Consider the following 21,960-nt stretch of genomic DNA (forward strand, 5'->3'; position numbering starts at 1 on the left):
ATTTTTTCTATCACCCATGGTTTCTCAGTAATAAATAAATTGGTCATTGGAGGCTTCTTTGGCCTTGTTGACAAGCGTAATGCCCATTATCATGAGTATTAGCGTAGCACAGAAAATGATCAATTTGTTGAACATATTACAGGAAAGGCAATGATTTGATAGACCACCCCTAAAGAATGTGTAAAAAAATTAATTAATTCTTAAGGAGTCCTGTCTCACCGAGGCTACACCATAGTAGCCAAGTACCTGAGTGGTGCTACTCAGATAGTGCAGATTGCCCTTCACGGGAGCTGGAGACACTGAGGATACTGTGCCCAACGTGGTGGTCTGTGACTTGAGAAGACTCAGGTATTCGTAAGCTTTTTGTGATATTTCCAGTTTTTCCACCGTGATTTTATCACCCAGCTGATATTCAAAATTAGTGAAGTCATTTTGGTAAGCATTACCATCAAAAAATCGGTCACTGAGGAGGACTAAATATTCGGGATCGGAGAAAAGCGTGTCATTTTTGTACAATTTCCATCGGTAATAATTTCTCGCGCTTCCTTCATCCTTCGCAAACGCAATAGGATAGTACACTTTTTCATCTATTTGAGGGTCTTCTTCAGACGGCCGCAGGTAAAAGTCGAAAGCGAGACTGTCGATCTCTGAGGCAGGCTGAATCATCTCCATATTTGACTCAACGATGCTGCCATTGGGCATACTGATCCGTATCCAATAGGAGTTATAGGGCTGCCCTGCAAACGGGATATCAGAGAGGTATAGCCCATTCGATTGATGGGAAAAGGTAAACTGTTCGTTTCGGCTGCTTCTGACCTGTATTTCTGCATCCGAAACAAAACGATTGGCTTCACTGCTGAGGAATTCCTGGGACCTGGAAAGCCTGACATATTGTTGAGTATCCTGGTCTGTCAGCCAGCCCTCCACCACCAGAAAAGAAGACGAGGCGGTAGGGAGGTCATCTGTGCCACATGCCAGTAGAATAATTGCGAGCGATATGGTGAGAATGTGTTTCAAAACTTAAAGTTGTAAGTGATGGCCGGGATTACCGAATCGAAAATGGTGTAAGGCTCAATGGTGGTCACCCCCGACTGTTTATCTTCCTTGAAGAAATAGGAGTACACATTGTTCCTGCCATAAGCATTGTAAACCACCAGGGTCCAGTAATCTTCGAAACGTTTTGGGGTACCGTCTGCTTTGAATTGTTTTCCCTGCCATTTTACAGATAAGTCCAGTCGGTGATAGTCTGGTAGACGACTCTGGTTTCGATTACCGAAATGAGGAATCAGGTTGCCTTCATAAATGTATTTGCCTAATGGCAGGGTAAAAGGTCTACCAGAATTGTATTTGAAGCTGAAAGATCCGCTGAGCCTGGGGAGAAACTTATAGATACCTACCAGCGAGATATCGTGTTTTTTATCATAGTTGGATGGAAAGTATCGACCGTTGTTGATGGTTTCCTCATCAAATTGCCCAGCCACTTTGATTTCACTTCGGGAGAGGGTGTAGCTCAGCCATCCGGTAAATTTGCCCTCATTCTTTTTAAGGAAAAATTCCATACCATATGCTCTACCCATTCCGGTAAGCAGCTCGGTTTCAGGATTGGGATTGAAGAGGAGGTCTGCTCCATCCTTGTATTGCACCATATTGACCAGCCGCTTGAAATAGCCATCCACATAGGTTTCCCACTTATTGTCTTTAAAGTTCTGATAGATACCTAGAGAATAGTGATGGGAAGTGGTAGGTGCGATGTGAGAGTCGCTTAGTTTCCAGATATCCGTTGGGGCGGGAGTGATGGTGCTGGAGATCAGGTGGAGGTATTGCAGAGATTTGGTGTAGCTGGCCTTGATGCTGGCTTGCTCACTGAGGCGATAAGATACTGACGCCCGCGGCTCCCATCCGTAGTAGGACTTCATGATTTCCAGAGCGCCGAAGGTCAGTGTATCCGTAATGCTCTCATTGCTTCTGGGAAGCTCCGGGTCGTATTGGTAGATGGTGCCAGCACCTAAATAATGGAGGGAGGAAATCCTGAAACCATAGAGTGCAGAAAACTTTTTCCCCAATGTGGCTTCATGACTCAGGTAGATAGCACTTTCCACGCCATGTTCTGAATCCAGATAAAGGGGATTGGATGAAGAGGTTTGCTCATCAAAGGGAATTCGGTCCCCGGGTTTGAGTCTGTGAAATATGGTGCTGCCACCAAATTTGAGTTCATGCTTTGGGGTAATCACATACCCCCAATCGGACTTAGCCGTGTAGTCAATGATCCTGGACTTTCCTATAAAACTGGCAGCTTCTCTTGGCTGGGTGATTTTGTAATTGTATTCACTCAGAATGGCCGAAAAATTCGCAAATACCCTACGGCCAAAGAGATGATTCCACCTGAGAGAGAAATTGCGGTTGCCCCAGTTTCTCACCGTCTCAAAAGTGTTGGTATTCCGGTCATTGCCGAAATACCCCGAAAAGTAGAAGGTATTCTTTTTGTTGTACTTGAGATTGATCTTGGCATTCAGATCCTGAAAGCTGGTGCTTGTATTATTATCCAGGGATAAATCGAAAATGGATTGCCTGCCCGAAAGGATAAATGAGCTTTGCTTTTTCTTGATGGGCCCCTCAGCGATGAAGCGGGCAGATACTAAGCCGATACCTCCAGTGAAGTGATAATTTTGATCGTCTCCTTCTTTTTGATGAACTGAGATCACCGATGACGCCCGGCCTCCATAGCTTGGCGGGATGAACCCTTTCATGATCTCCACATTATTCACAGCTTCCGGATTGAAGACCGAGATCAACCCATAAAGGTGGTTTGGGTTGTATACAGTGGCTTCATCCAGAAGGATGAGGTTTTGATCCGTACTGCCCCCACGTATGTTCAGGCCGTTGGCATCTTCCCCCAGCGTTTTGATGCCGGGGAGCAGTGTGGCGCCCTGCAGCACGTCTACTTCGCCCAGGAAGTAGGGGATTTGCCCTTCTGTACTCAGGTTGAGGGTATTGATACCCGGGATCAGGCTGGATACGTTAAAATCCGGCTCAATTGCAGAAATGGTTATTTCATTGAGCTCATTCACCTTTTGAGCCAGCATGAAATTTCGGATGTGCCCTTTACTCAGATCAATGGTGTCCAGAATGTCTTCGTATCCAATAAAGCTGACTCTCACCACATGCTCACCTGCGGAAAGTGAAAGTGAGAAGTAGCCGTAGCTATTGGTAATCACACCGTTCAGGCTGCCGGGTTCGTATACAGCAGCGCCTATTAGTGCCTCGCCGCTTTCCAGGTCACGTACGGTTCCTCGTATGGTTTGAAGTTCCACTGTTGGCTTTTCGTAGCTAATAGCCACAATATTGCCATTGACGGTATAATTAATTCCTGTTTGAGTTTTCAGTGCTTTCAGGAAGTCTTCATAAAGAAGTTGGCTGCTTTTGAAATTGCATCGAGCATTTGGGAGCTTGCTACTACTATAGGCAATGGGAAAACCCTGGGCTTTGGCGGTTTGCAGTGCAGAATCCAGGGTGTAGCTGTAGGTCGCCAATGTAATGGGCCTCTTCAGGATTTCCTGAGCCGTGCCCGTCGTGCAAAACAGGGAAAAAATCAAAACGAAAAAGGCTAGGAGAAATTTTGGCATTAATTTCTGAAACGAATCTTTACGAAGATCGATTGACTTTAATGCCGCAAAAATAAAGCTTAATTACAACCCTTACCGGAAAATTTGATGTTATCTCCGGAGATGTGACTTTTAGCGTTGAGGATGGTGGAAATGATGTCCACCACATTTTCAAGGGGAGTTTCATCAAACTCGGCAGTTATTCTGCATTGTCTGATGGATTTGTTGGTACTTATTTTCACCTGATAGTAGCGTTCGAGTAGCGGGAGCACCTGGTCAAGCGGCTCGTTTTCAAACTTGAACTGCCCGGTTTTCCAGCCTAAGAGGTTCATGTTGGGGGCAGTAGCCACTCGTATACTTCCCTGATTGGTAGCGCTGGCCTGCTGACCTTTGTACACCATTCTCTTGTCTTGCTCGGTTTCTACTCTCACGGTGCCGGAGGTCACCAGTAGTTGCAGACCTTTTCGAGTGTTCAGGTTAAATGAAGTGCCCAGTACGGTCACTTTGCCGGATGCAGAGGTGATGATAAAAGGAACGCTTCCTTTGGTGACTTCAAAATAGGCTTCACCTTTAAGGTTTACAGCTCTTTTTTCAGGAAAGCTGGTCTCGTCATATTGAATTTGACTGTTTTTGGCCAATGTGATAACCGATCCGTCAGGGAGCACTACTTCTTGTAGTTGGTCCGAGGAAATTACCTCCGAGAGAGTTGCCGGGGCCTTGGTGTCAATATTTTGAGTAACTGCATAGCCCAATCCGAACAGCACCACAAGAACCGCGGCGATTCTCAACAGCAATGGGGTAACGGACCTTTTGGGTACGAGTTGGGTATGAAGCTTGTTCCATGCCGCATCCACATCCACAGGTTGATCAAACTCACTCATTTCCATGAACAAATCGAAATCATCCTGCTCTTCCAAATTCTGAGCTTTGGAAGGGGTTCCCTGATTATATTTTTGGATCCAGTTGGACATTTGGTTGTAAGGCAATGAATAGGGGGTACACCCCTAAGGTTGCGAAATATATTTATTTTATTCGGTGATTTTTCAATTCGTCACTCAGTGTTTCCTTTAATTTTTTTAGTGCTATGCTCATTTGATTTTCCACGGTCTTTACTGAAATCTCCAGGTCTTCGGCTATTTCAGGATAGGTGAGTCCGCCATACCGACTCAGCACAAATATGTTTCTGCATTTCTCAGGAAGTTGATCTATCGCATACTGGATTTTCTTTTTCAGAAGTCGGGTGTCGTCCACAAACATTACTGACTCACTCGCTGCGGAAATTCCCGACAGATCTGTCATCGATTGTTGTCTTGGGAGCTCCAGTTTGATGTAATTCAAACACTTGTTCTTGACCGATGAGAACAGGTAAGATTTTAACTCCCCTCTGAGCTCTATTTGTTGGCGCTTTTCCCAGATGTACATAAAGACCTCCTGAGCCATTTCTTCACCAATGTCAGCGTTTCTGACCATGCTGGTTGCAAATCTCGCCAATGGGGCATAATACCTCCTGAAGATTACCTCGTATGATTTGAGGTTACCGCCCTTTATTTCCAGAAACAGCTGATGATCGTTTGGTTCAGTGCTCATTTAGTTGATAGAGGAGTGTTGGGCAGCCTCCAGGGACTTGAGTAAAACAATAAGGGATGGATTAAATATCGACCCGTAATAATAATTTTCGGCCATCACGCAGACCACCATTTGCTGGTCGGGTATGATGTACAGGTTTTGGCCTGCTTCGCCAGAGAGAAAGTAGGTATTTCGCACCTGAGACAGGTATCTGTTAAGGAAGTCTTCTGTAAATATCCACCAGCCATATCCCACACTGTAGTCCAATGAGGTTTGGACTTTGGTGGTGGTGACCTCTAGTATCCAATCACGATCTATCAGCCGCTGCTTATTCACCCAGCGCCCCTCCTGTAGGACCAGGTAACCGATCTTCGCAAAATCCAGAGTGGTCATTTTGAGTCCGTTGGCGCAGTTGAGGGTGCCGTCAGGGGAGGTTTCCCACTGGTAGCCGGTGATATTAAGTGGCTCTAACAGATGGGTATTAATGTACTCTTCCAGTTGGCCGGTGGGCAGTACATTTTGAATAATTCTAGCAATGACCAGTCCCATGCCCGTGTTGATAACAAATCTCAGACCAGGGTCTGCCTCCAGTGATTTACCAAGAATGTATGCGGGCCAGTCACTTGTACTACGCATTTTTTGAAAATCACTATCGCCTCTTTGGATGTTGACATGAGGCTCATTCCAGCTGATGCCTGACTTATGTGTCAGGAGGTGTCTGATGGTGATTTCGCGCTTCTTGGGACTGTTAGAGAAGATCGTTTCATATTCTGGCAGGTATGAGTAGATCGGATCATCCAGACTTTGAATATATCCGTCTTTAAGGATTTGATCCAAAAGCAATACGATGATTGAGAACGCAGACTTACCTATTGGCTTGAGTTGATTACGGGCAGAGAAGTTGTAGTAATTTTCAAAAACCAGTTGATCATTTTTGAGGATGATTAGCCCGGTGACCAGGTTATGGTCTCCTGCTATCAATGCTTCATTGAGGGCATACAAGGCATCAGCATCAAGGCCTACCTCAGCCGGCTGGCTATACTTCCAGATGTTTTGATCCTTAGGTAGGTCATCTCCCAGATAGCATCCAGAAAGTGCAAGAAAAATACCTAAGACGTAGAATTTATTCATTTGAAGTATCCTGCCTTTAAACCGAAACCAGCGGTGAACCCCGAAAATTCCCCTGAGTCTGTGCCAGTCAGAGAAAGATTGTAGATTTTCCGATAGCCAGAAGTTATAAAAAGTTTGAGATACCTGAAAGGTACCCCACTTATCTGGATTTCGGGTTTGATCAAATCAAACTCATCTCTGGAAAAATCTGCCCGGGAGTCTGTACGTTCCCAGATCATGTCTCCATGTCCATAGTTGAGTCTTATATCAAGTTCGAACTGATTTATACGTAAAACCTGCATGCCTAGATAGCCTCCGCCAAACATATATTCAAGTTTAAAGCTGTTGGGAAAAACCAGAGTCTTTTCATAGTGCCCTTTGAAAGTACTGAGGAATACACCTCCAGAAACCCTGCGATAGGAGAGCCCAAATCCGATTTGATCACAGGCGTACGGGCCTTCGGGCCCCGGGGTAACTTCTATCAGCGGTTCCAAATAAAGGCCATATTGATAAAGTGCCTGATCATGGTATACGGCAGTGTCCGCAGTATTCAGGGTGTCCAGACTTCTTTCCTGGGCAAATAGCCTGGCCATGGTACATGTAAGGAGGATGATAAAGACTATTCGCATATACTATGAAGCTGGCGGCTTAGCGTACCGTAAACTTACCTTTTTGAATATTTTTTTGTAGCGATGCAACCTTATTAATTTACTCAAGTCCTTTGTACGAAAATTGTTTAATGGGATTGGAAGCTTCAACCGTCAACCTACATTTTGAGATCATAGAGAGATGCCGTCATGGAGATGAGGCTGCGCAGTATGAACTGTACAGGCTCTACTCAAAGGCGATGTTTAATACTGCATTTAGAATATGTGGGGCCAGAGAGGAAGCGGAGGATGTGCTGCAGGAGTCCTTTTTGAGTGCATTTAAACACATTGCTTCTTACAGAGCCGAAGCTTCATTCGGAGCCTGGCTGAAGAGAATAGTGGTGAACAAGGCCCTCTCGGCCCTGAAGAAAAACGCCAGAGAGGCCCTGATGATGGAGGAGGTAGTGGATGAGCACCAGTATGAAGTTCAGAACAACGATACACCCGCGACCATCGACGTGGATCGGGTAAGAATGGCAGTGATGGAGCTGCCCACAGGATTCAGAAGTGTGTTGTCGCTCTATTTATTCGAAGGGTACGACCACAAGGAGATTAGTGAGATATTGGGGATTTCCGAGTCTACATCCAAAACCCAATATAAAAGAGCGAAAGATAAATTGAGATCACTATTAGAAAAGGAGGTAAGCCATGGATGATCAGTTAGAAAGATTCATTTCAGAAAATAGGGCCGCTTTTGATCAGGAGGAACCCTCACCCCAGGTGTGGAGCGAAATTTCCAGAAAACAACGGCGCCCTGGTATCTGGGTGGGATGGTGGAAGGTGGCAGCGATCTGCTTTCTTATTTCCACAGTTTACCTGATTGTAGACCGGCATCAGTCTGATGGAGGTGCTATACTTGAGCCTGGGGATGAGCTTGCGGAATTTGCCTTGGTGGAGGACTATTATACCTCCATGATTGCCCAGCGAAAATCCCAGCTCGCTGAATTATCCGATTCCGAACTGCGTAGAAATTTCCTTCTGGAAATACAGCGGTTGGATGATCGGTATGCTGAGCTAAAAGAAACCTATACCGCTCAGAATGCCAGTGTGATGCTGTCAGATGCCATGATTAACAACCTGAAGCTGAGAATAGATATTCTGGATCAGCAACTAAGAATTTTGAAAGAACTAAAAGACCAAGAAAATGAGAATGTATCCCAAATTGAAATTTGAGCTAATGGCGTTGTTGTTACTGTGCACCTATTACGGGTATTCAGGTGTGCTGGAGGAGAAGAAGCAAGTGATAGAGAAGTCATATGACGTCACCGAAAAGACCGCTTTTGAAGCGACCAATCAATTCGGAGATGTGCATGTAAACACCTGGGACCAGAAGAAACTCAAAGTGGTGGTGGAGATCACTGCCAATGGGAAAAGTGAGGAACGTGCACAGAAGATGCTGGACAGGATCAGTATTCAGATTGTGACCAAGGGAAGTCTCATCTCATTTGTCACAGCCATGGATGGCAATATGAATGCAAAAGGAGATGAGTCATTCAGGATAGACTACACTGTAAACCTCCCGGCTGGCAATAAAGTGGCTGTGACCAACAAATTTGGAGATATCTATCTGGGTAACCGGACTGGTGATGTCGACCTGGACCTGAGCTATGGAAACCTGAAGGCGGAAGACATTCAGGGGTATCTGGAACTTGAGCTCTCGTTTGGGAAGGGATTTCTTGGTAACACGGGCAAGTCTCACATCGAGGTGAAATATTCTGAGCTGGATATGGGGAACGCCACTAGCATAGAGATGGAACAACAGTTTTCGGATGTGGAGATCGGTGATGTAGATGAATTGGAGATTGAGAGTAAGTATGGCGCTGTGACCCTGGGCACTGTAGGGGTAGTGGACTCTGATGTGCAGTTCTCCGGATTCAAAATAGAACGATTGCTCAAGAGTCTGTATATGGAAGCCAACTACGTGTCGGAGTTCGAAATCAAGAGTCTGAGTAAGGATTTCACAAAAGTGTCTTTTTTTGGAAAGTTTAGTACGATCAACATCCGTCTGGAAGAAGGATTGAAAGCTGACCTGGAGGCTGAGTTTAGCTTTTCCAATATGAATTCCAGTATTTCAAACATGGAAACCTATTACAGGGTAAAAGAAGATCACAGAAGTGAATACAAAGCGAGAATAGGTGGGGGTGATCCTAATAAAAAGATCATTGTGAAGTCGAGCTATGGGGACCTGCGGCTCAGGTGATTCCTCAGAACAGGCCTGTGAGCTCGAAGTTCTCTTTGGTAGAGTCTTTGATTTTGCCACCCTCACATTTAATCACACGCGCAGGAAATTTTTGAAGAAGGTGATGGTTGTGCGTGGCCATCACCACTGAGGTGCCGCTTTTGTTGATCTCGAGGAAGAGCTTCATGATGCCGTCAGAGACCTCTGGGTCGAGATTTCCTGTGGGCTCATCAGCAAATAGGATCTGGGGCTCATTGATCAGCGCACGGGCGATTACCACACGCTGCTGTTCACCACCACTCAGCTGATGGGGCATTTTGGAAGATACAGAGCCCAGTCCTACGCGCATGAGCACCTCGGCCAGCCGGCTCTTCATTTTCGACTTTTCTTTCCACCCTGTAGCTTTCATGACAAAGTACAGATTCTCTGCCACGCTCCGGTCATAAAAGAGCTCAAAGTCCTGAAAAATAATGCCTATTTTCCTTCGTAGATAGGGGACATCAGAGGATTTGATTCCTCTGATGTCATATCCCACTACTTTAATATCTCCCAATCTGAGTGGAAGATCGCCGTACAGCGTTTTCAGGAGTGAAGATTTACCACTGCCTGTTCTTCCTACCAGATATAAAAACTCACCCTTGCCAATATCAAACGTGATCTCACTCAGTACCGTGGCATGATCCTGAAAGATGTTGGCATTCCTGATGGAAACAATGGGTTCGTCTGAGAAGGACATAATGTTAGATTTCCAATTTTTGAAGCTTTCCGAAAGGGAGCTCATCGATTACCGCTTTGAGCTCCGCTTCTTTCCCCTCCAGTCCAAATTTCTCCAGTTTCTGAAGGGGTCTGTCAGCCCTGAAATAGGCAATAAGTACAAATTTGTCATCTCGTAGTTGGATGTAGTCCGGAATCTTGGCCTTCCCCTTTACTTTAATGATATACATGGTAGCAGCACAAACGTTCATCATCCAAACTATCAGATGTGCTTACTTGTTGCCTTTTTTGTAATCTGCGAGGAATTTTTCCAGGCCACTGTCAGTCAAAGGATGCTTTAGCAAGCCGGTGATGACAGATAGGGGACAAGTCACTACATCCGCACCGATTTCGGCACATTGGATCAGGTGCATGTTATGTCTTACAGATGCAGCAAGCACCTCAGTTTCAAATTCGTAATTGTCAAAGATCTGAACGATCTGCTCAATCAATGTGAGGCCATCAAACCCAATATCGTCCAACCTGCCGATGAAAGGAGAGATATAGCTGGCACCGGCTTTGGCTGCTAATATGGCCTGACCTGCACTGAAAATCAAGGTGCAATTGGTTCGGATTCCTTCATCTGTAAGGGCCTTGATCGCTTTTACTCCGTCTTTGATCATCGGGATTTTCACCACGATCTTATCATCAATTTTGGCCAGCTCTTTACCTTCTTTGAGCATGGCTTCATACTCAGTAGAGATCACCTCAGCGCTTACATTGTCATCTACTATGTTGCAGATGTCTTTGTAGTGTTTCAATATATTGTCCTTACCTGTGATTCCTTCCTTGGCCATCAAAGATGGATTGGTGGTCACACCATCCAATACGCCCAGGTCATAGGCTTCCTGAATCTCATCAAGGTTTGCTGTGTCTATGAAAAATTTCATGTGTTCTTTTCTGTTTGTATGATTAAAAAATATGACTTAAAATTAGGACAATGTGGGGAAACAAAAAAGGCAAACGAAATGTCGCACCGCTACAACCGCCTACCCTTGCTACCTTCCGGTCCTGGGGGATTCAGCAGGAGCTGGTCGCATCCGTTTGCCAGGTTGCAAAGGTAACAAAGAAATGCCCTTAAGATGAAATTATAATTCAGAAATAGATCGATATTCTTCGCTATGATAGTCGCCACCTGCTCTATCTGGCTCAGCATCATTATCCAGGCTTTCATTATCCTCCTCCAAATCAGAGAAATAGCTATCCGGCACGTCATCGTACTCCATATAGTCCTGAGCATCTATGTCATTTTCTCTCATGTTAAATCTCATTTGATTCACTGGCTAAATTATCCTGAAGCACGCTTAAAGAAATCACTGGGTAGGTTATCTCTTGTTTAGAAGATTGTTATGTTAAAACTTTCCGAATAGGATTTCAGATGTAACCTTCTCAAATGCGTGGATAATGTTTGTATTACTACGCGTAAGGGGTGTATTTTTGTGAAGTTTTATACTTCAAACTCAATAAGAATATGGGAAAAGGAGATAGAAAAACACGCAGAGGTAAAATAGCCAAAGGAACCTATGGTGTCAGAAGACCCAAGAACACAACCGGGAAAGCTGAAGCACCAAAAAAAGGCAAGAAAAAGTAACACAGGCCGTTTAAGTGTGATTGGGCATTAACCCCGGCATTTCCACGGATTATTCCAGAAACATTGTTGGGGCCTGCGAGGTGGTATATTTTATGAGAAAAATTCTGATCATTCTGTTAATAGTAACTGCCGGACAGGGAGCGTATGCCCAGGTGAAGGGGTTTGTGGGGCTGAAAGGTGGAGGACATCTGAGTACCGCGTATATCGAACATACGATCTATAACACCTTTATGAATACCGGGTTCATTCCCGGTTATCAGGGTGGATTGATGCTTAAATTATTCACGAATAGGTCCAGTACCTCATTTCTCAATGCCGGACTGCAATCTGGCCTGGCTTATGAGCAGAAGGGGTGGAAGCAAACTTTTGCTACAGATGAACCCACTTACCATATCAAGATGTCTTACCTCAATTTTCCGGTGGAGGCCATGGCCTATGCGGGAAAAGGCAACACAAAGTTTTTCTTTACATTAGGGATGTTTACCGAGTGGCTCGTCAATGTGGAGAAAGATCCTGATCCCAATCCTGACAACATGGGGACTGGTGTGGAGTTTTATACCTATGAGGAAAACCGCGACCGAACCTTTGGGTATGGAGTGCGATTATCTCTGGGTGTGCAGCATGAATTTCCTTTTGGGGCCATTCACCTAGATGGGTTTATCTCCTATAGTGTGAGCAGTCTTATGAAAACGGAGGATTTAGATAACCGCCTTCCGGATCTCAGTAATCATTATCTGGCAGGATTTACCGTTGCCTACATGATTCCTTTCGGGAAGATGGATTTTTAGGGTAACTTTCTGTACCCAAACCCATCATTCTCATGAACCTCGGAGCCCTCAAGTACCTCAGTGTACTTTCCTTGCCTGTTCTGGCTTATTTCTCATTTCATAGTACGGGGTGGCTGACCTTTTTGCCCTTGCTGGAGGCTTTTATGATCATTCCGATCCTTGAGCTTTTTTTTAAGCCAGACCCTGATAATTTCTCGGAGGTAGAGGAACAGAAGCGATTGGAAAATCCTATTTATGATCTTTTAGTTTATCTGGTGGTGCCAATACAACTAGTCTGCGTGTGGTGGTTTCTTGAGTCCATGACTCAACCGGTAGAGCTATTGACCAGGATAGGAAGAATCACCGCCATGGGGATGCTCTGTGGGGTGATGGGGATCAATGTGGCCCATGAATTGGGACACAGGAAGCGAAAGTATGAGCAACAAATGTCTAAACTGTTGCTGCTGACCTCACTGTACATGCATTTTTTCATCGAACACAACAGAGGTCATCACAAGCATGTGTCTACTGCTGAAGACCCATCGTCTGCGCGATTGGGAGAGTCTTTATACGCTTTTTGGATCCGATCGGTGGTGCTATCCTACCTCTCCGCATGGAAGTTGGAAGCTGGCAGGCTGAGAAAGAAAGGTCAGCATACCTTTTCGATACATAACGAAATGCTCCAATTTCAGGTGATCCAATTAACATTCTTACTTGTGGTTGGTTATGTATATGGGTGGGCAGTAATGCTGTATTATGTTCTGGCAGCGATCATGGGCTTTCTATTGCTGGAGACCGTCAATTACATTGAGCATTACGGACTGTCCAGGAATAAAACCGAGCGAGGCTATGAACGTGTGATGCCGGCTCATTCATGGAATTCTGATCATCTGGTAGGTCGAATTATGCTTTTTGAGCTTTCACGACACTCTGATCATCATTACATAGCTAGCAGAAAATACCAGGTGCTGAGACATATGGATGAAAGCCCCCAAATGCCAACGGGGTATCCGGGTATGATGTTGATGGCCACAGTGCCTCCATTGTGGTTTTACGTGATGGATAGTCGAATAGGGGAGTATCGCAATGATTGATTGATAATATTATTAAATCATTAAAAATAGTGAATATTATTTGAATTTAGTTCAATAATATTTCTAATTTTGTATGAAATCATTAAAACCGTTTAAAAGTAATCAAAATGGCAGCAGAAAAAATTGAAAAAGCACTGGTAGAAGCTAAGGACAAGCTTTCTCAACTTGGTATTGAGGAGCAGCTGGTTTCAGAAATCGAATGGTGTTTGGGGAGCTACGCTCATGACCAAAATGCCGAAGGTCTTTATGTTAAAGGGGCAGAGGCATACACAGCTCTTGAAAAGTTTAAGAAAACGAACGCCCGGAAGGTATCGAAGAAGTTATTGGATGATCTGGAGAAGGCGATCAAATCCAAGTAAGAGAAATTTAAGTGATATTAAAAAAGGCTATCTCTGTCTCGAGAAGAGGAAGAGAAAGCCTTTTTTTATGCTCTAAACAGAAGTTTTATTTTTTGGGGATCAGGTGTTGATCAGCTATTGACCTCAGGTAGCTTCTCTTGGTGCTAATACTGGGGTCTGAATAAATATATGCCGAAAGATCCGCAACCACACCGGGCTTGTAGCCCAGGGCCAAAGCAAGACGTTCACAAAACTGTATTTCACTCTGATAGATTTTTCCATCTACTTTCATGAGTTGAATGACATCAAACAGGTAAGTGAATTTTTCATCGGGCGGTAAATTCTTAAGGTTAGGAATGGGTCTGGGGTTGTCTATGATCAACTCCACCTCTTCCCTGGAAAGTCCACAACGCTCTCCTATTTTATGAATCAGTTTACTCTCTTCTTCGGCTAGAAATTTATCAGCCATCGAAAGGTGAACCAGAATGCTCAGTTGTTCTTCATTGGATAACATAGTGTGAAGATAATTCAAAAAATGAAAACCTATCTCAAAACTATTCTTGATTTATGCAGGATGCCTGTAGGTGAACTGATACTGATAATGTGAGTGCCATTGATAATGTATTCCGGAATCATCAGATCGGCACCCGTGCTTTCGGGAATCAGGTGTGTCTGAAAGGCTAATTTACCTTCCGGGGTGTACATGATAATGTCTACAGAAACACCAGGAAGCAGGTTTTTAATGTTCAGCGTCCGGTTTCCATTTTCCAGTAGTGTGGGGTAAATTTCTGTTTCACCAGTGTGACTAGGCACTATGTAGCGAACCTCAGAATGCTCCCATTTACCATCATAGTCTATTTGGCGAATGCGATAATAGCAACTTCTGATGAGCGGTAAATCTTCGTAAGTATACACGGATACTCCCTTGTAATTACCCTTTCCTTTCAGTTGCCCGATTACGCTCCAGTTTTCACCATTGTATGATTTTTCCACATGAAACCACTCGTTGTTAATTTCCTGAGCTGTTGACCAGGTGATTTTTGGTCGTTGATTATTGACCAGTGACACATCTACGGAAAGCCAGGTTACGGGTAGTGCACCTTCTCCGGCATATGGAGATCCCACATCGCTGCCAGAGCCGCCGCCCTGTGCCGGGATGGTATGGGCATATCCTGTAGGCGTACTAGTGGCGTCATTGCTTTGGGCCCAGCTGGAGCCGGTGTTGTTGTCAGATGCCAGTGATTGGAGATAGATGCTTTTACCGTCTGATGATCCCACGGCAGGCCAGCTGCCACTTCCGTTCTGATAGGTCACTTCATCCAGGGCATTGGTAAGGTTGCCATTATCATAATAGGCACTATTGCCCCACAAACCCAGTGACATTCCTATATTGGAGAGGTCTGGTAGGTTAACGGTGAGTGTCGGTATGGTATTCCCCGTTGCCCACGCCGCTTGAAAATCGGCATCTGTAATGTTCTGATCTATGAGTATGACACCTTCATTTGGAGCCAGGGTGTAGCTTTCTGTTATCGGGGTCTCGCCAGCACTTCCTGAGTTATCGTACAATATAAAACCTTCCAGATCTATTGGAACAATTGAGTTATTATAGACTTCCACCCACTCATAGTCAGGTTCAGCGCTGTTAGGGTCATACATGATCTCTGTGATCAAAATATCAGGATGACTATTGCCAACGTTTACCACGATATTGTCGATGGAAAATTCATCTCGGGCACCACTGCCAGACGCATCGTCAAATTGCCAGGAAAGATAAAAATTAGTTCCGCTATCCCAAGACAGACCATAGATCGTCTTACTGACGGAGTACTTTACCCATTCTGGGCTACCATCCGCAGTTGTTGGAGTTGTGACCTCTTTGGAGTCCACCGTTTCGTAGATGGTATTGTCCGAGCTGAAAGCCAGATCAATCGCACTAGAAGCATTTTGATCATTATATACATATACATCATAAGAGACAGTGACTGTTCGGATGGTCGTAGCGACAATGTCGTTTTGGAGCTTCAGTCGCAAACTGCCAGGTGTCATATCTGTGTCATTGGCTTGGAATCCGAGCGCATAGTCAGGCGATAGAATGGTGGCAGTATTGAAGGCATAGAGCGCACTTAAGGCAACACCACCCTGCGAAATACCTCCGGTGAAGTCTCCCAGGAGCCCTGTTCCGTCGAAAGGGACATCACCATCACTCATACCATATATGGCCCATGCCCGAGAATCAAGCTGACCCAGAGTGACCGGAAGATTCACTAACCCAAGTCCTTGCAGGGGTCCCAGATTCACCCCGAGGAGGGTATTGTCAAAGTCGATGGTGTGGTCTGTATCAAGTGAATTGATGCTTAATTGAGCACTGCTGGAATAGAATGCCAGCAGCATCAGTAGAATTGTTTTGGTTTTAAGTAGAGTCATTTTATGCGGTAATTTGATCTCAACACAATGATACCTAGGTGGATAGGACCTGATGGAGTAAAAACGTTCAGTGATACGTTTTACTCGTTGGAATTTTTTTAAACGAAGTACTTGGAATTGATTTTATGCCTGTTGTACATTAGCGGCATGATTAGAACAAACACATACTACTGGTGGCACATACTCCTTTTAGGTTTATGAACAGAAGTGGTATGTAGAAGAATATATCTTGTAAAACCCGCTGTTCACAGCGGGTTTTTTTTTGGACAATAAAAATCAGATGGAAAAAAAGTACCAACTCAAGATCAGACAAAAAAACCTCCTGGCAGACATGGTCACGCCGGTGGGATTGTATTTAAAAATTCGTGATAAGTACGCCAAGTCCTTCTTATTGGAAAGTTCGGATTATCATGGTTCTGAAAATAGTTTTAGCTATATCTGCTGTGATCCCATTGCCTCATTCAAAGTAGAGAACGATCAGGTGGAAATGTCTTTTCCGGATGGGATCGTGGAGCATGGGTCGGCCTCTGAGAAGCGTGAAGTGCTTCCATTTTTGCGAGATTTTCTCGGACGGTTTGATATCCCCAACCAGGATGATAAATTCATTCGTACCGGACTATTTGGCTATATGTCTTATGATGCGGTGCAGTACTTTGAGGACATTTCATTATCAAATCCCAAGACTCCATCTTCAGAAATACCACAAATCCATTACAGTGTATTTCGATATATTATTGCCCTTGATCACTTCAAAAATGAGTGTTATCTAATGGAGTGCCATCTGGATGAGCCTCAGGATTCAGGTTTTGAGGATTTGCTCAATGTGATTTCTCAAAAGAATATCCCGTCTTATTCGTTTGAAAAGTCATCTGAAACCAATTCAAATTTTGATGACAACACCTTCTTGGAGCGTGTGAATAAGGGGATCAAACATTGTGATCTGGGTGATGTTTTTCAGGTGGTATTCTCCAGACAGTTTAGCACACGTTTCAAAGGAGATGAATTCCAGGTATACAGAGCTTTAAGATCCATCAATCCTTCTCCCTACCTCTTTTACTTTGATTACGGTGGGTACAAGATATTTGGCTCCTCACCAGAAGCCCAGATTGTGGTCAACAAAGAGGAGGCCGTTATTTATCCGATTGCAGGAACATTCAAGCGTACCGGAGATGATGCAGCGGATGCTGAATTGGCCAAAAAGCTCCTCGAAGATCCAAAAGAGAATTCGGAACACATCATGCTGGTGGATCTGGCCAGAAACGACCTGAGTAAAAGCTCCGATGAGGTGAAAGTGGAGACTTATAAAGAAGTACAATACTATTCGCATGTGATTCATTTGGTATCTAAGGTGACCGGAAAACTGCGAAAGGATGCTGATCCCCTCGATATTGTGGCCAGTACTTTCCCGGCAGGGACCCTGTCAGGAGCGCCCAAATACCGGGCGATGGAGTTGATCGATGAAAATGAGAATATTGCTCGTGGGTTTTATGGCGGGGCAATTGGCTTTATGGACTTCAACGGAAACTTCAACCACGCCATTATGATCCGAACATTTTTGAGCAGAGGAAACCAACTCTACTTCCAGGCAGGAGCGGGTATTGTTTCCAAGTCTGATCCTCAAAGTGAGGTGCAGGAGGTATATAACAAACTGGCGGCGTTGGAGTCGGCAATGAAAATGGCTGAAACGATCAATAACTGATGAAGAAGATATTAGTAATCGATAATTACGACTCATTTACCTACAACCTGGTACACATTTTACGTGAGCTGGGAGCAGAGAACCGGATGGAGGTACATAGAAATGATAAGATCGCTGTAGACTATGCAGCCGGTTTTGATCACATCTTGCTTTCGCCGGGTCCTGGTCTACCCAAAGATGCAGGCGTGATGCCTGAAGTAATCAGCAAATATGGTTCCTCCAAAAATATACTCGGGGTTTGTCTCGGTCATCAGGGAATAGGAGAGGCCTTTGGTGCAGAGCTGTTTAATTTGCCTACCGTTTTTCATGGCGTGGCTACAGATGTGGAGCTCACGGACAAAAAGGACGTCCTTTTTAGCGACTTACCGAATGTATTTAAAGTGTGCCGGTATCACAGCTGGGCCATAAAGCCTGATTCTATACCGGATACACTGGAGGTGACTGCTGTGGATGAGTCTGGCAATGTCATGGCAATCAAACATAAGGAATTCAACGTGCGGGGTGTTCAGTTTCACCCTGAATCTATCATGACCGAGCACGGAAAGAAAATGATGCAAAACTGGTTATCTGTAGAACTATGAAGCAAGTACTGGACAAACTGTTTAAATATCAATCGCTTTCACGGGAGGAAGCATTTCAAATCCTCTCTAACCTGACCACAGGAAAGTATAACAATAGCCAGATGGCAGCCTTTATGACTGTCTACCTGATGCGCAGCATCACCGTGGAGGAGCTGGAGGGCTTCAGGGATGCCATGCTGGAGCTCTGTGTGAAAGTACCCGTGGATGAGTACAATGGAATCGATCTGTGTGGAACAGGGGGAGATGGCAAAAACACCTTCAATATCTCTACCATCTCGTCTTTTGTAGTGGCCGGTGCGGGGCAGAATGTGGTGAAGCACGGCAACTATGGCGTGTCTTCCGTGAGTGGGTCATCCAATGTGTTGGAAAGCATGGGGGCCAAATTCACCAACGACATTGGCACCATCAAAAAGAGTCTGGATGAGGCAGGTATTTGCTTTTTGCATGCGCCGCTGTTTCATCCGGCCATGAAAAATGTGGGCCCAGTTCGCCGGGAGTTAGGGATCAAAACATTCTTTAATATGCTTGGCCCCATGGTGAACCCTGCCATGCCTAAAAACCAACTGGTGGGTGTATTCAGCCTGGAACTGGCCCGACTCTATGGCTATCTCTATCAGAAGACAGACAAACACTTTGTGATCCTTCATGCTTTAGATGGTTATGATGAGGTGTCTCTCACCGGTGGATTCAAGGCGATAATGAATGACCATGAAGAGGTTTTTCAGCCAGAAGATATCGGCCTCAAAAAATTAAGCGCAGAAGACCTTTATGGTGGAGAGACCGTGGAGGAAGCAGTGGCTATTTTCAAGAGCATCCTCAATAATGAGGGTACAGAGCCACAGGTAGAGGCTATACTGGCCAATGCCGGCCTGGCGATCTCCGTAGGAAAACAAATAAGTATAAGCGAAGGCATAGAGGCCGCTCGTGAATCAATTAAATCAGGGAAGGCTTTACAGTCCTTCAGGAAGTTTTTAGCAGTGAACAACTCATGAATATACTCGATCAGATCGTAGCAGATAAAAAGGAAGAAGTAGCACAGAAGAAAAGCCTTTATCCGGTGAAGCTCCTTGAGCAGAGCACTTACTTCGGCGCTCAGCCTGTTTCTTTGAGAAAATACATTCGGAGACCGGATAAGGTAGGAATTATCGCAGAGTTTAAGCGTAAATCACCGTCTAAAGGGGTCATCAATGACGGAGCTAAAGTGGAGCGAACATCCATTGGCTATATGCAGGCTGGTGCCTCGGGGTTATCTATTCTCACGGATACTAAGTATTTCGGAGGTAAAAATGAAGACCTCACCATCGCCAGGAGTTTCAATTTTTGTCCTATTCTGAGAAAGGACTTCATCATCGATGAGTACCAGATCATTGAGGCTAAGTCAATAGGTGCCGATGTGATCCTGCTTATCGCTGCATGTCTGAAACCGGAGGAAGTAAAGTCATTGGGGGCATTTGCCAAATCACTGGGACTGGAGGTACTATTGGAAGTACACAACGAAAAAGAGCTCAATGATTCCATCAATGAACACGTAGATCTCCTGGGTGTCAACAACCGGAATCTGGGAACTTTTGTGACTGATGTGGATACCTCACGTGCCCTTGCAGCCAAGATCCCCAATGACTTTGTGAAGGTGTCAGAGAGCGGAATCAATGACCCGACTGTTGTAGTGGACCTCATGAGTCACGGATATGAAGGATTTCTGATCGGGGAGTATTTTATGCAAAAAGGCAGCCCTGAGAAAGCGTGTAGTGATTTTGTGAAACGCATTAAAGAACTCAAACACTAGCCGATGAAGCTGAAAGTCTGTGGCATGCGCGAGGCGGACAATATCCGGGATTTGCTGGAGCTGGAGCCGGATTATATGGGCATGATCTTTTATGAGAAAAGCCCCAGGTGCGTCCTGGAAATGCCAAAGGCCGACCTTTCAGGAGTTGAAAAAGTTGGGGTGTTTGTGAATGCTTCTGATGAAGAGATAAAAGAAAAGGCTCAAACTTACGGGCTTGACTTGCTGCAGTTGCATGGTGAAGAGCCCGTGGATCAGGTGAAGCGTCTTAAGGAGCACGGGTTCAAATTGATCAAGGTTTTTAGTGTAGCGGATGAGTTGCCGATTGCGTCGATGCAGGCCTATTCACCCTATGTGGATTATTTTCTTTTCGATACTAAGACTCCTGCTTATGGTGGTAGCGGTCAAAAGTTTGACTGGGGTATTTTGAAGGATTATGATCTGGAGAAGCCTTTCTTCCTGAGTGGTGGGATTGAGCTGGATGACCTGGATGCGATCAGGCAACTGGGCATGAGACAATTGTATGCTATAGATGTGAACAGCAGGTTTGAGTTGGCACCTGCGGTAAAGGATATCAAAAAGATTAAAGCGTTAAAAGACAAGTTATGAGCGAAGTGAAATCTAAATATTTAGTAGATGAGCGCGGGTATTTTGGCAAGTTTGGAGGAGCATATATTCCTGAAATGCTGTATCCAAACGTAGAGGAGCTCCGCATCAACTATCTGGAAATCATGAATTCCCCTTCTTTTCAGAAGGAATTTCAACAGTTGCTAAGGGATTTTGTAGGGAGGCCTACTCCGCTTTATTATGCCTCACGATTGTCCGAACTGCTGAAGGCAAAGATTTATCTGAAACGGGAAGACCTTTGCCATACAGGTGCGCACAAGGTGAACAATACCGTGGGGCAGATCCTGCTGGCTAAAGCCCTGGGCAAAAAGCGAATCATCGCCGAGACAGGAGCTGGCCAACATGGCGTGGCTACGGCCACTGTGTGTGCATTGATGGGCATTGGTTGCATCGTGTACATGGGGGAGGTCGATATGGCTCGTCAGCGGCCCAATGTGGAGCGCATGAAGATCCTGGGTGCCGAAGTGAGACCTGCTAAAAGTGGTAGTAAGACCCTGAAGGATGCGACCAATGAGGCGATGCGTCATTGGATCAACAATCCACAGGATACTCACTACATCATTGGTTCTGTGGTGGGGCCACACCCATACCCTGACCTGGTGGCTCGCTTCCAGAGTGTGATCAGTGAAGAAATCAAATGGCAACTATCCGAAAAAGAAGGCCGTGACCATCCCGACTATGTGGTGGCATGCGTAGGGGGTGGGAGCAATGCCGCCGGAGCATTTTATCACTACCTGGATACTCCAGAGGTGAAACTGGTAGCGGCTGAGGCTTCCGGACTGGGTGACCACACTGGTAAATCGGCGGCCACTACAGCACTGGGCAGAGAAGGCGTATTACATGGTAGCAAGACCATCCTCATGCAGACAGATGATGGTCAGGTGATAGAACCTTACAGCATTTCCGCTGGTCTGGATTATCCGGGGATTGGGCCATTCCACGCCCACTTATTTGATTCAGGGAGAGCTACGTTCTATGGTATTACCGATGAGGAAGCCATGACTGCAGGCGTACTCCTGAGCCGAATGGAAGGGATTATCCCAGCCGTAGAGAGTGCTCATGCACTGGGTGCACTACATAAAATGACCTTGGATCCACAAGATATAGTGGTGGTGAACCTCTCGGGTAGAGGCGACAAGGATTTAGAGACTTATATCAAATGGGGAAAGTATTGAGTCAGTTCAGGCTTCTTGTGCAAT

General features: G+C 45.1%; 25 protein-coding genes and 1 other RNA gene. 13 read left to right on the top strand and 13 right to left on the bottom strand.

The window, feature by feature from the left end:
- Positions 1-189: 189 nt before the first annotated feature.
- The 6 genes from GV030_RS01110 to GV030_RS01135 are packed head-to-tail and all read right to left on the bottom strand — an operon-like array spanning position 190 to position 6,907.
- The gene (locus tag GV030_RS01110) at positions 190-1,017 is read right to left on the bottom strand and encodes a DUF4249 domain-containing protein (protein ID WP_159578957.1); all 828 of its coding nucleotides are present in this window, start codon (positions 1,015-1,017) and stop codon (positions 190-192) included.
- Positions 1,014-3,623, bottom strand: a complete 2,610-nt coding sequence (locus tag GV030_RS01115; RefSeq protein ID WP_159578959.1) for a TonB-dependent receptor — start codon at positions 3,621-3,623, stop codon at positions 1,014-1,016. Before GV030_RS01115 ends, GV030_RS01110 begins: the two co-directional genes overlap by 4 nt.
- A gap of 59 nt (positions 3,624-3,682) precedes the next feature.
- Positions 3,683-4,573: a FecR family protein gene (locus GV030_RS01120; protein WP_159578962.1), complete on the bottom strand. Its 891-nt coding sequence runs from the start codon at positions 4,571-4,573 to the stop codon at positions 3,683-3,685.
- Positions 4,574-4,625: 52 nt separating this feature from the next.
- Positions 4,626-5,189: an RNA polymerase sigma-70 factor gene (locus tag GV030_RS01125; RefSeq protein ID WP_159578964.1), complete on the bottom strand. Its 564-nt coding sequence runs from the start codon at positions 5,187-5,189 to the stop codon at positions 4,626-4,628.
- Positions 5,190-6,299 (bottom strand): serine hydrolase, encoded by a 1,110-nt coding sequence (locus GV030_RS01130; protein ID WP_159578966.1) that lies wholly within the window; start codon positions 6,297-6,299, stop codon positions 5,190-5,192.
- Positions 6,296-6,907 carry a hypothetical protein gene (locus tag GV030_RS01135; protein ID WP_159578968.1) on the bottom strand — a complete coding sequence of 204 codons (612 nt, stop codon included), beginning with the start codon at positions 6,905-6,907 and terminating at the stop codon, positions 6,296-6,298. The genes GV030_RS01130 and GV030_RS01135 overlap by 4 nt, the downstream gene beginning before the upstream one ends.
- A gap of 110 nt (positions 6,908-7,017) precedes the next feature.
- Between GV030_RS01135 and GV030_RS01140 the strand changes: the two genes are divergently transcribed.
- From GV030_RS01140 to GV030_RS01150, 3 genes are read left to right on the top strand one after another with little or no spacing between them, the layout of a single operon-like run.
- Entirely contained in the window at positions 7,018-7,581 is a 564-nt protein-coding gene (locus GV030_RS01140) for an RNA polymerase sigma factor (RefSeq protein ID WP_159578970.1), read from the top strand.
- The gene (locus GV030_RS01145; protein ID WP_159578972.1) at positions 7,574-8,098 is read left to right on the top strand and encodes a hypothetical protein; all 525 of its coding nucleotides are present in this window, start codon (positions 7,574-7,576) and stop codon (positions 8,096-8,098) included. Before GV030_RS01140 ends, GV030_RS01145 begins: the two co-directional genes overlap by 8 nt.
- A gap of 4 nt (positions 8,099-8,102) precedes the next feature.
- The gene (locus GV030_RS01150; protein ID WP_159578974.1) at positions 8,103-9,125 is read left to right on the top strand and encodes a hypothetical protein; all 1,023 of its coding nucleotides are present in this window, start codon (positions 8,103-8,105) and stop codon (positions 9,123-9,125) included.
- A gap of 4 nt (positions 9,126-9,129) precedes the next feature.
- Here GV030_RS01150 and GV030_RS01155 read toward each other — a convergent pair whose 3' ends face one another.
- The 5 genes from GV030_RS01155 to GV030_RS01175 all read right to left on the bottom strand — a co-directional run bounded on the left by GV030_RS01155 (position 9,130) and on the right by GV030_RS01175 (position 11,116).
- Positions 9,130-9,840, bottom strand: a complete 711-nt coding sequence (locus GV030_RS01155) for a cell division ATP-binding protein FtsE (protein WP_159578976.1) — start codon at positions 9,838-9,840, stop codon at positions 9,130-9,132.
- Between the two features lie 4 nt (positions 9,841-9,844).
- A complete protein-coding gene (locus GV030_RS01160; RefSeq protein WP_159583551.1) occupies positions 9,845-10,048 on the bottom strand; it encodes a fructose-6-phosphate aldolase in 204 nt (67 codons plus the stop codon).
- A 42-nt stretch (positions 10,049-10,090) separates the two neighbouring features.
- Positions 10,091-10,747: a fructose-6-phosphate aldolase gene (gene fsa / locus GV030_RS01165; protein WP_159578978.1), complete on the bottom strand. Its 657-nt coding sequence runs from the start codon at positions 10,745-10,747 to the stop codon at positions 10,091-10,093.
- Positions 10,748-10,810: 63 nt separating this feature from the next.
- Positions 10,811-10,908: signal recognition particle sRNA small type (gene ffs / locus GV030_RS01170), an RNA gene on the bottom strand.
- A gap of 37 nt (positions 10,909-10,945) precedes the next feature.
- The gene (locus GV030_RS01175) at positions 10,946-11,116 is read right to left on the bottom strand and encodes a hypothetical protein (RefSeq protein ID WP_159578980.1); all 171 of its coding nucleotides are present in this window, start codon (positions 11,114-11,116) and stop codon (positions 10,946-10,948) included.
- Between the two features lie 212 nt (positions 11,117-11,328).
- Here GV030_RS01175 and GV030_RS01180 point away from each other — a divergent pair, with 212 nt between their 5' ends.
- From GV030_RS01180 to GV030_RS01195, 4 genes are all read left to right on the top strand, one after another.
- Positions 11,329-11,448 carry a 30S ribosomal protein THX gene (locus tag GV030_RS01180; protein WP_159578982.1) on the top strand — a complete coding sequence of 40 codons (120 nt, stop codon included), beginning with the start codon at positions 11,329-11,331 and terminating at the stop codon, positions 11,446-11,448.
- Between the two features lie 92 nt (positions 11,449-11,540).
- Positions 11,541-12,236, top strand: a complete 696-nt coding sequence (locus GV030_RS01185) for an outer membrane beta-barrel protein (protein WP_159578984.1) — start codon at positions 11,541-11,543, stop codon at positions 12,234-12,236.
- A gap of 32 nt (positions 12,237-12,268) precedes the next feature.
- On the top strand, positions 12,269-13,309 hold the full coding sequence (locus tag GV030_RS01190; protein WP_159578986.1) for an alkane 1-monooxygenase: 1,041 nt from the start codon (positions 12,269-12,271) through the stop codon (positions 13,307-13,309).
- 107 nt (positions 13,310-13,416) lie between these two features.
- Entirely contained in the window at positions 13,417-13,668 is a 252-nt protein-coding gene (locus tag GV030_RS01195; RefSeq protein ID WP_159578988.1) for a hypothetical protein, read from the top strand.
- Between the two features lie 85 nt (positions 13,669-13,753).
- On the opposite strand, the gene GV030_RS01200 is transcribed toward GV030_RS01195, so the two are convergent.
- The gene (locus tag GV030_RS01200; protein WP_159578990.1) at positions 13,754-14,161 is read right to left on the bottom strand and encodes a TerB family tellurite resistance protein; all 408 of its coding nucleotides are present in this window, start codon (positions 14,159-14,161) and stop codon (positions 13,754-13,756) included.
- Positions 14,162-14,190: 29 nt separating this feature from the next.
- A complete protein-coding gene (locus GV030_RS01205) occupies positions 14,191-16,071 on the bottom strand; it encodes a lamin tail domain-containing protein (protein ID WP_159578992.1) in 1,881 nt (626 codons plus the stop codon).
- Positions 16,072-16,351: 280 nt separating this feature from the next.
- Here GV030_RS01205 and GV030_RS01210 point away from each other — a divergent pair, with 280 nt between their 5' ends.
- From GV030_RS01210 to trpB, 6 genes are read left to right on the top strand one after another with little or no spacing between them, the layout of a single operon-like run.
- Positions 16,352-17,770: an anthranilate synthase component I family protein gene (locus GV030_RS01210; protein WP_159578994.1), complete on the top strand. Its 1,419-nt coding sequence runs from the start codon at positions 16,352-16,354 to the stop codon at positions 17,768-17,770.
- Positions 17,770-18,351 (top strand): aminodeoxychorismate/anthranilate synthase component II, encoded by a 582-nt coding sequence (locus tag GV030_RS01215; RefSeq protein ID WP_159578996.1) that lies wholly within the window; start codon positions 17,770-17,772, stop codon positions 18,349-18,351. Before GV030_RS01210 ends, GV030_RS01215 begins: the two co-directional genes overlap by 1 nt.
- Positions 18,348-19,343 carry an anthranilate phosphoribosyltransferase gene (gene trpD / locus GV030_RS01220; protein ID WP_159578998.1) on the top strand — a complete coding sequence of 332 codons (996 nt, stop codon included), beginning with the start codon at positions 18,348-18,350 and terminating at the stop codon, positions 19,341-19,343. Before GV030_RS01215 ends, trpD begins: the two co-directional genes overlap by 4 nt.
- Positions 19,340-20,137, top strand: a complete 798-nt coding sequence (trpC, locus tag GV030_RS01225) for an indole-3-glycerol phosphate synthase TrpC (protein WP_159579000.1) — start codon at positions 19,340-19,342, stop codon at positions 20,135-20,137. The genes trpD and trpC overlap by 4 nt, the downstream gene beginning before the upstream one ends.
- Positions 20,138-20,140: 3 nt before the next feature.
- Positions 20,141-20,743, top strand: a complete 603-nt coding sequence (locus GV030_RS01230; protein ID WP_159579002.1) for a phosphoribosylanthranilate isomerase — start codon at positions 20,141-20,143, stop codon at positions 20,741-20,743.
- Positions 20,740-21,936, top strand: a complete 1,197-nt coding sequence (gene trpB, locus GV030_RS01235) for a tryptophan synthase subunit beta (protein WP_159579004.1) — start codon at positions 20,740-20,742, stop codon at positions 21,934-21,936. The genes GV030_RS01230 and trpB overlap by 4 nt, the downstream gene beginning before the upstream one ends.
- The last annotated feature ends 24 nt before the right edge of the window (positions 21,937-21,960 follow it).

It is taken from the genome of Marinoscillum sp. 108, assembly GCF_902506655.1.
In the GTDB taxonomy this organism is placed as follows: domain Bacteria; phylum Bacteroidota; class Bacteroidia; order Cytophagales; family Cyclobacteriaceae; genus Marinoscillum; species Marinoscillum luteum.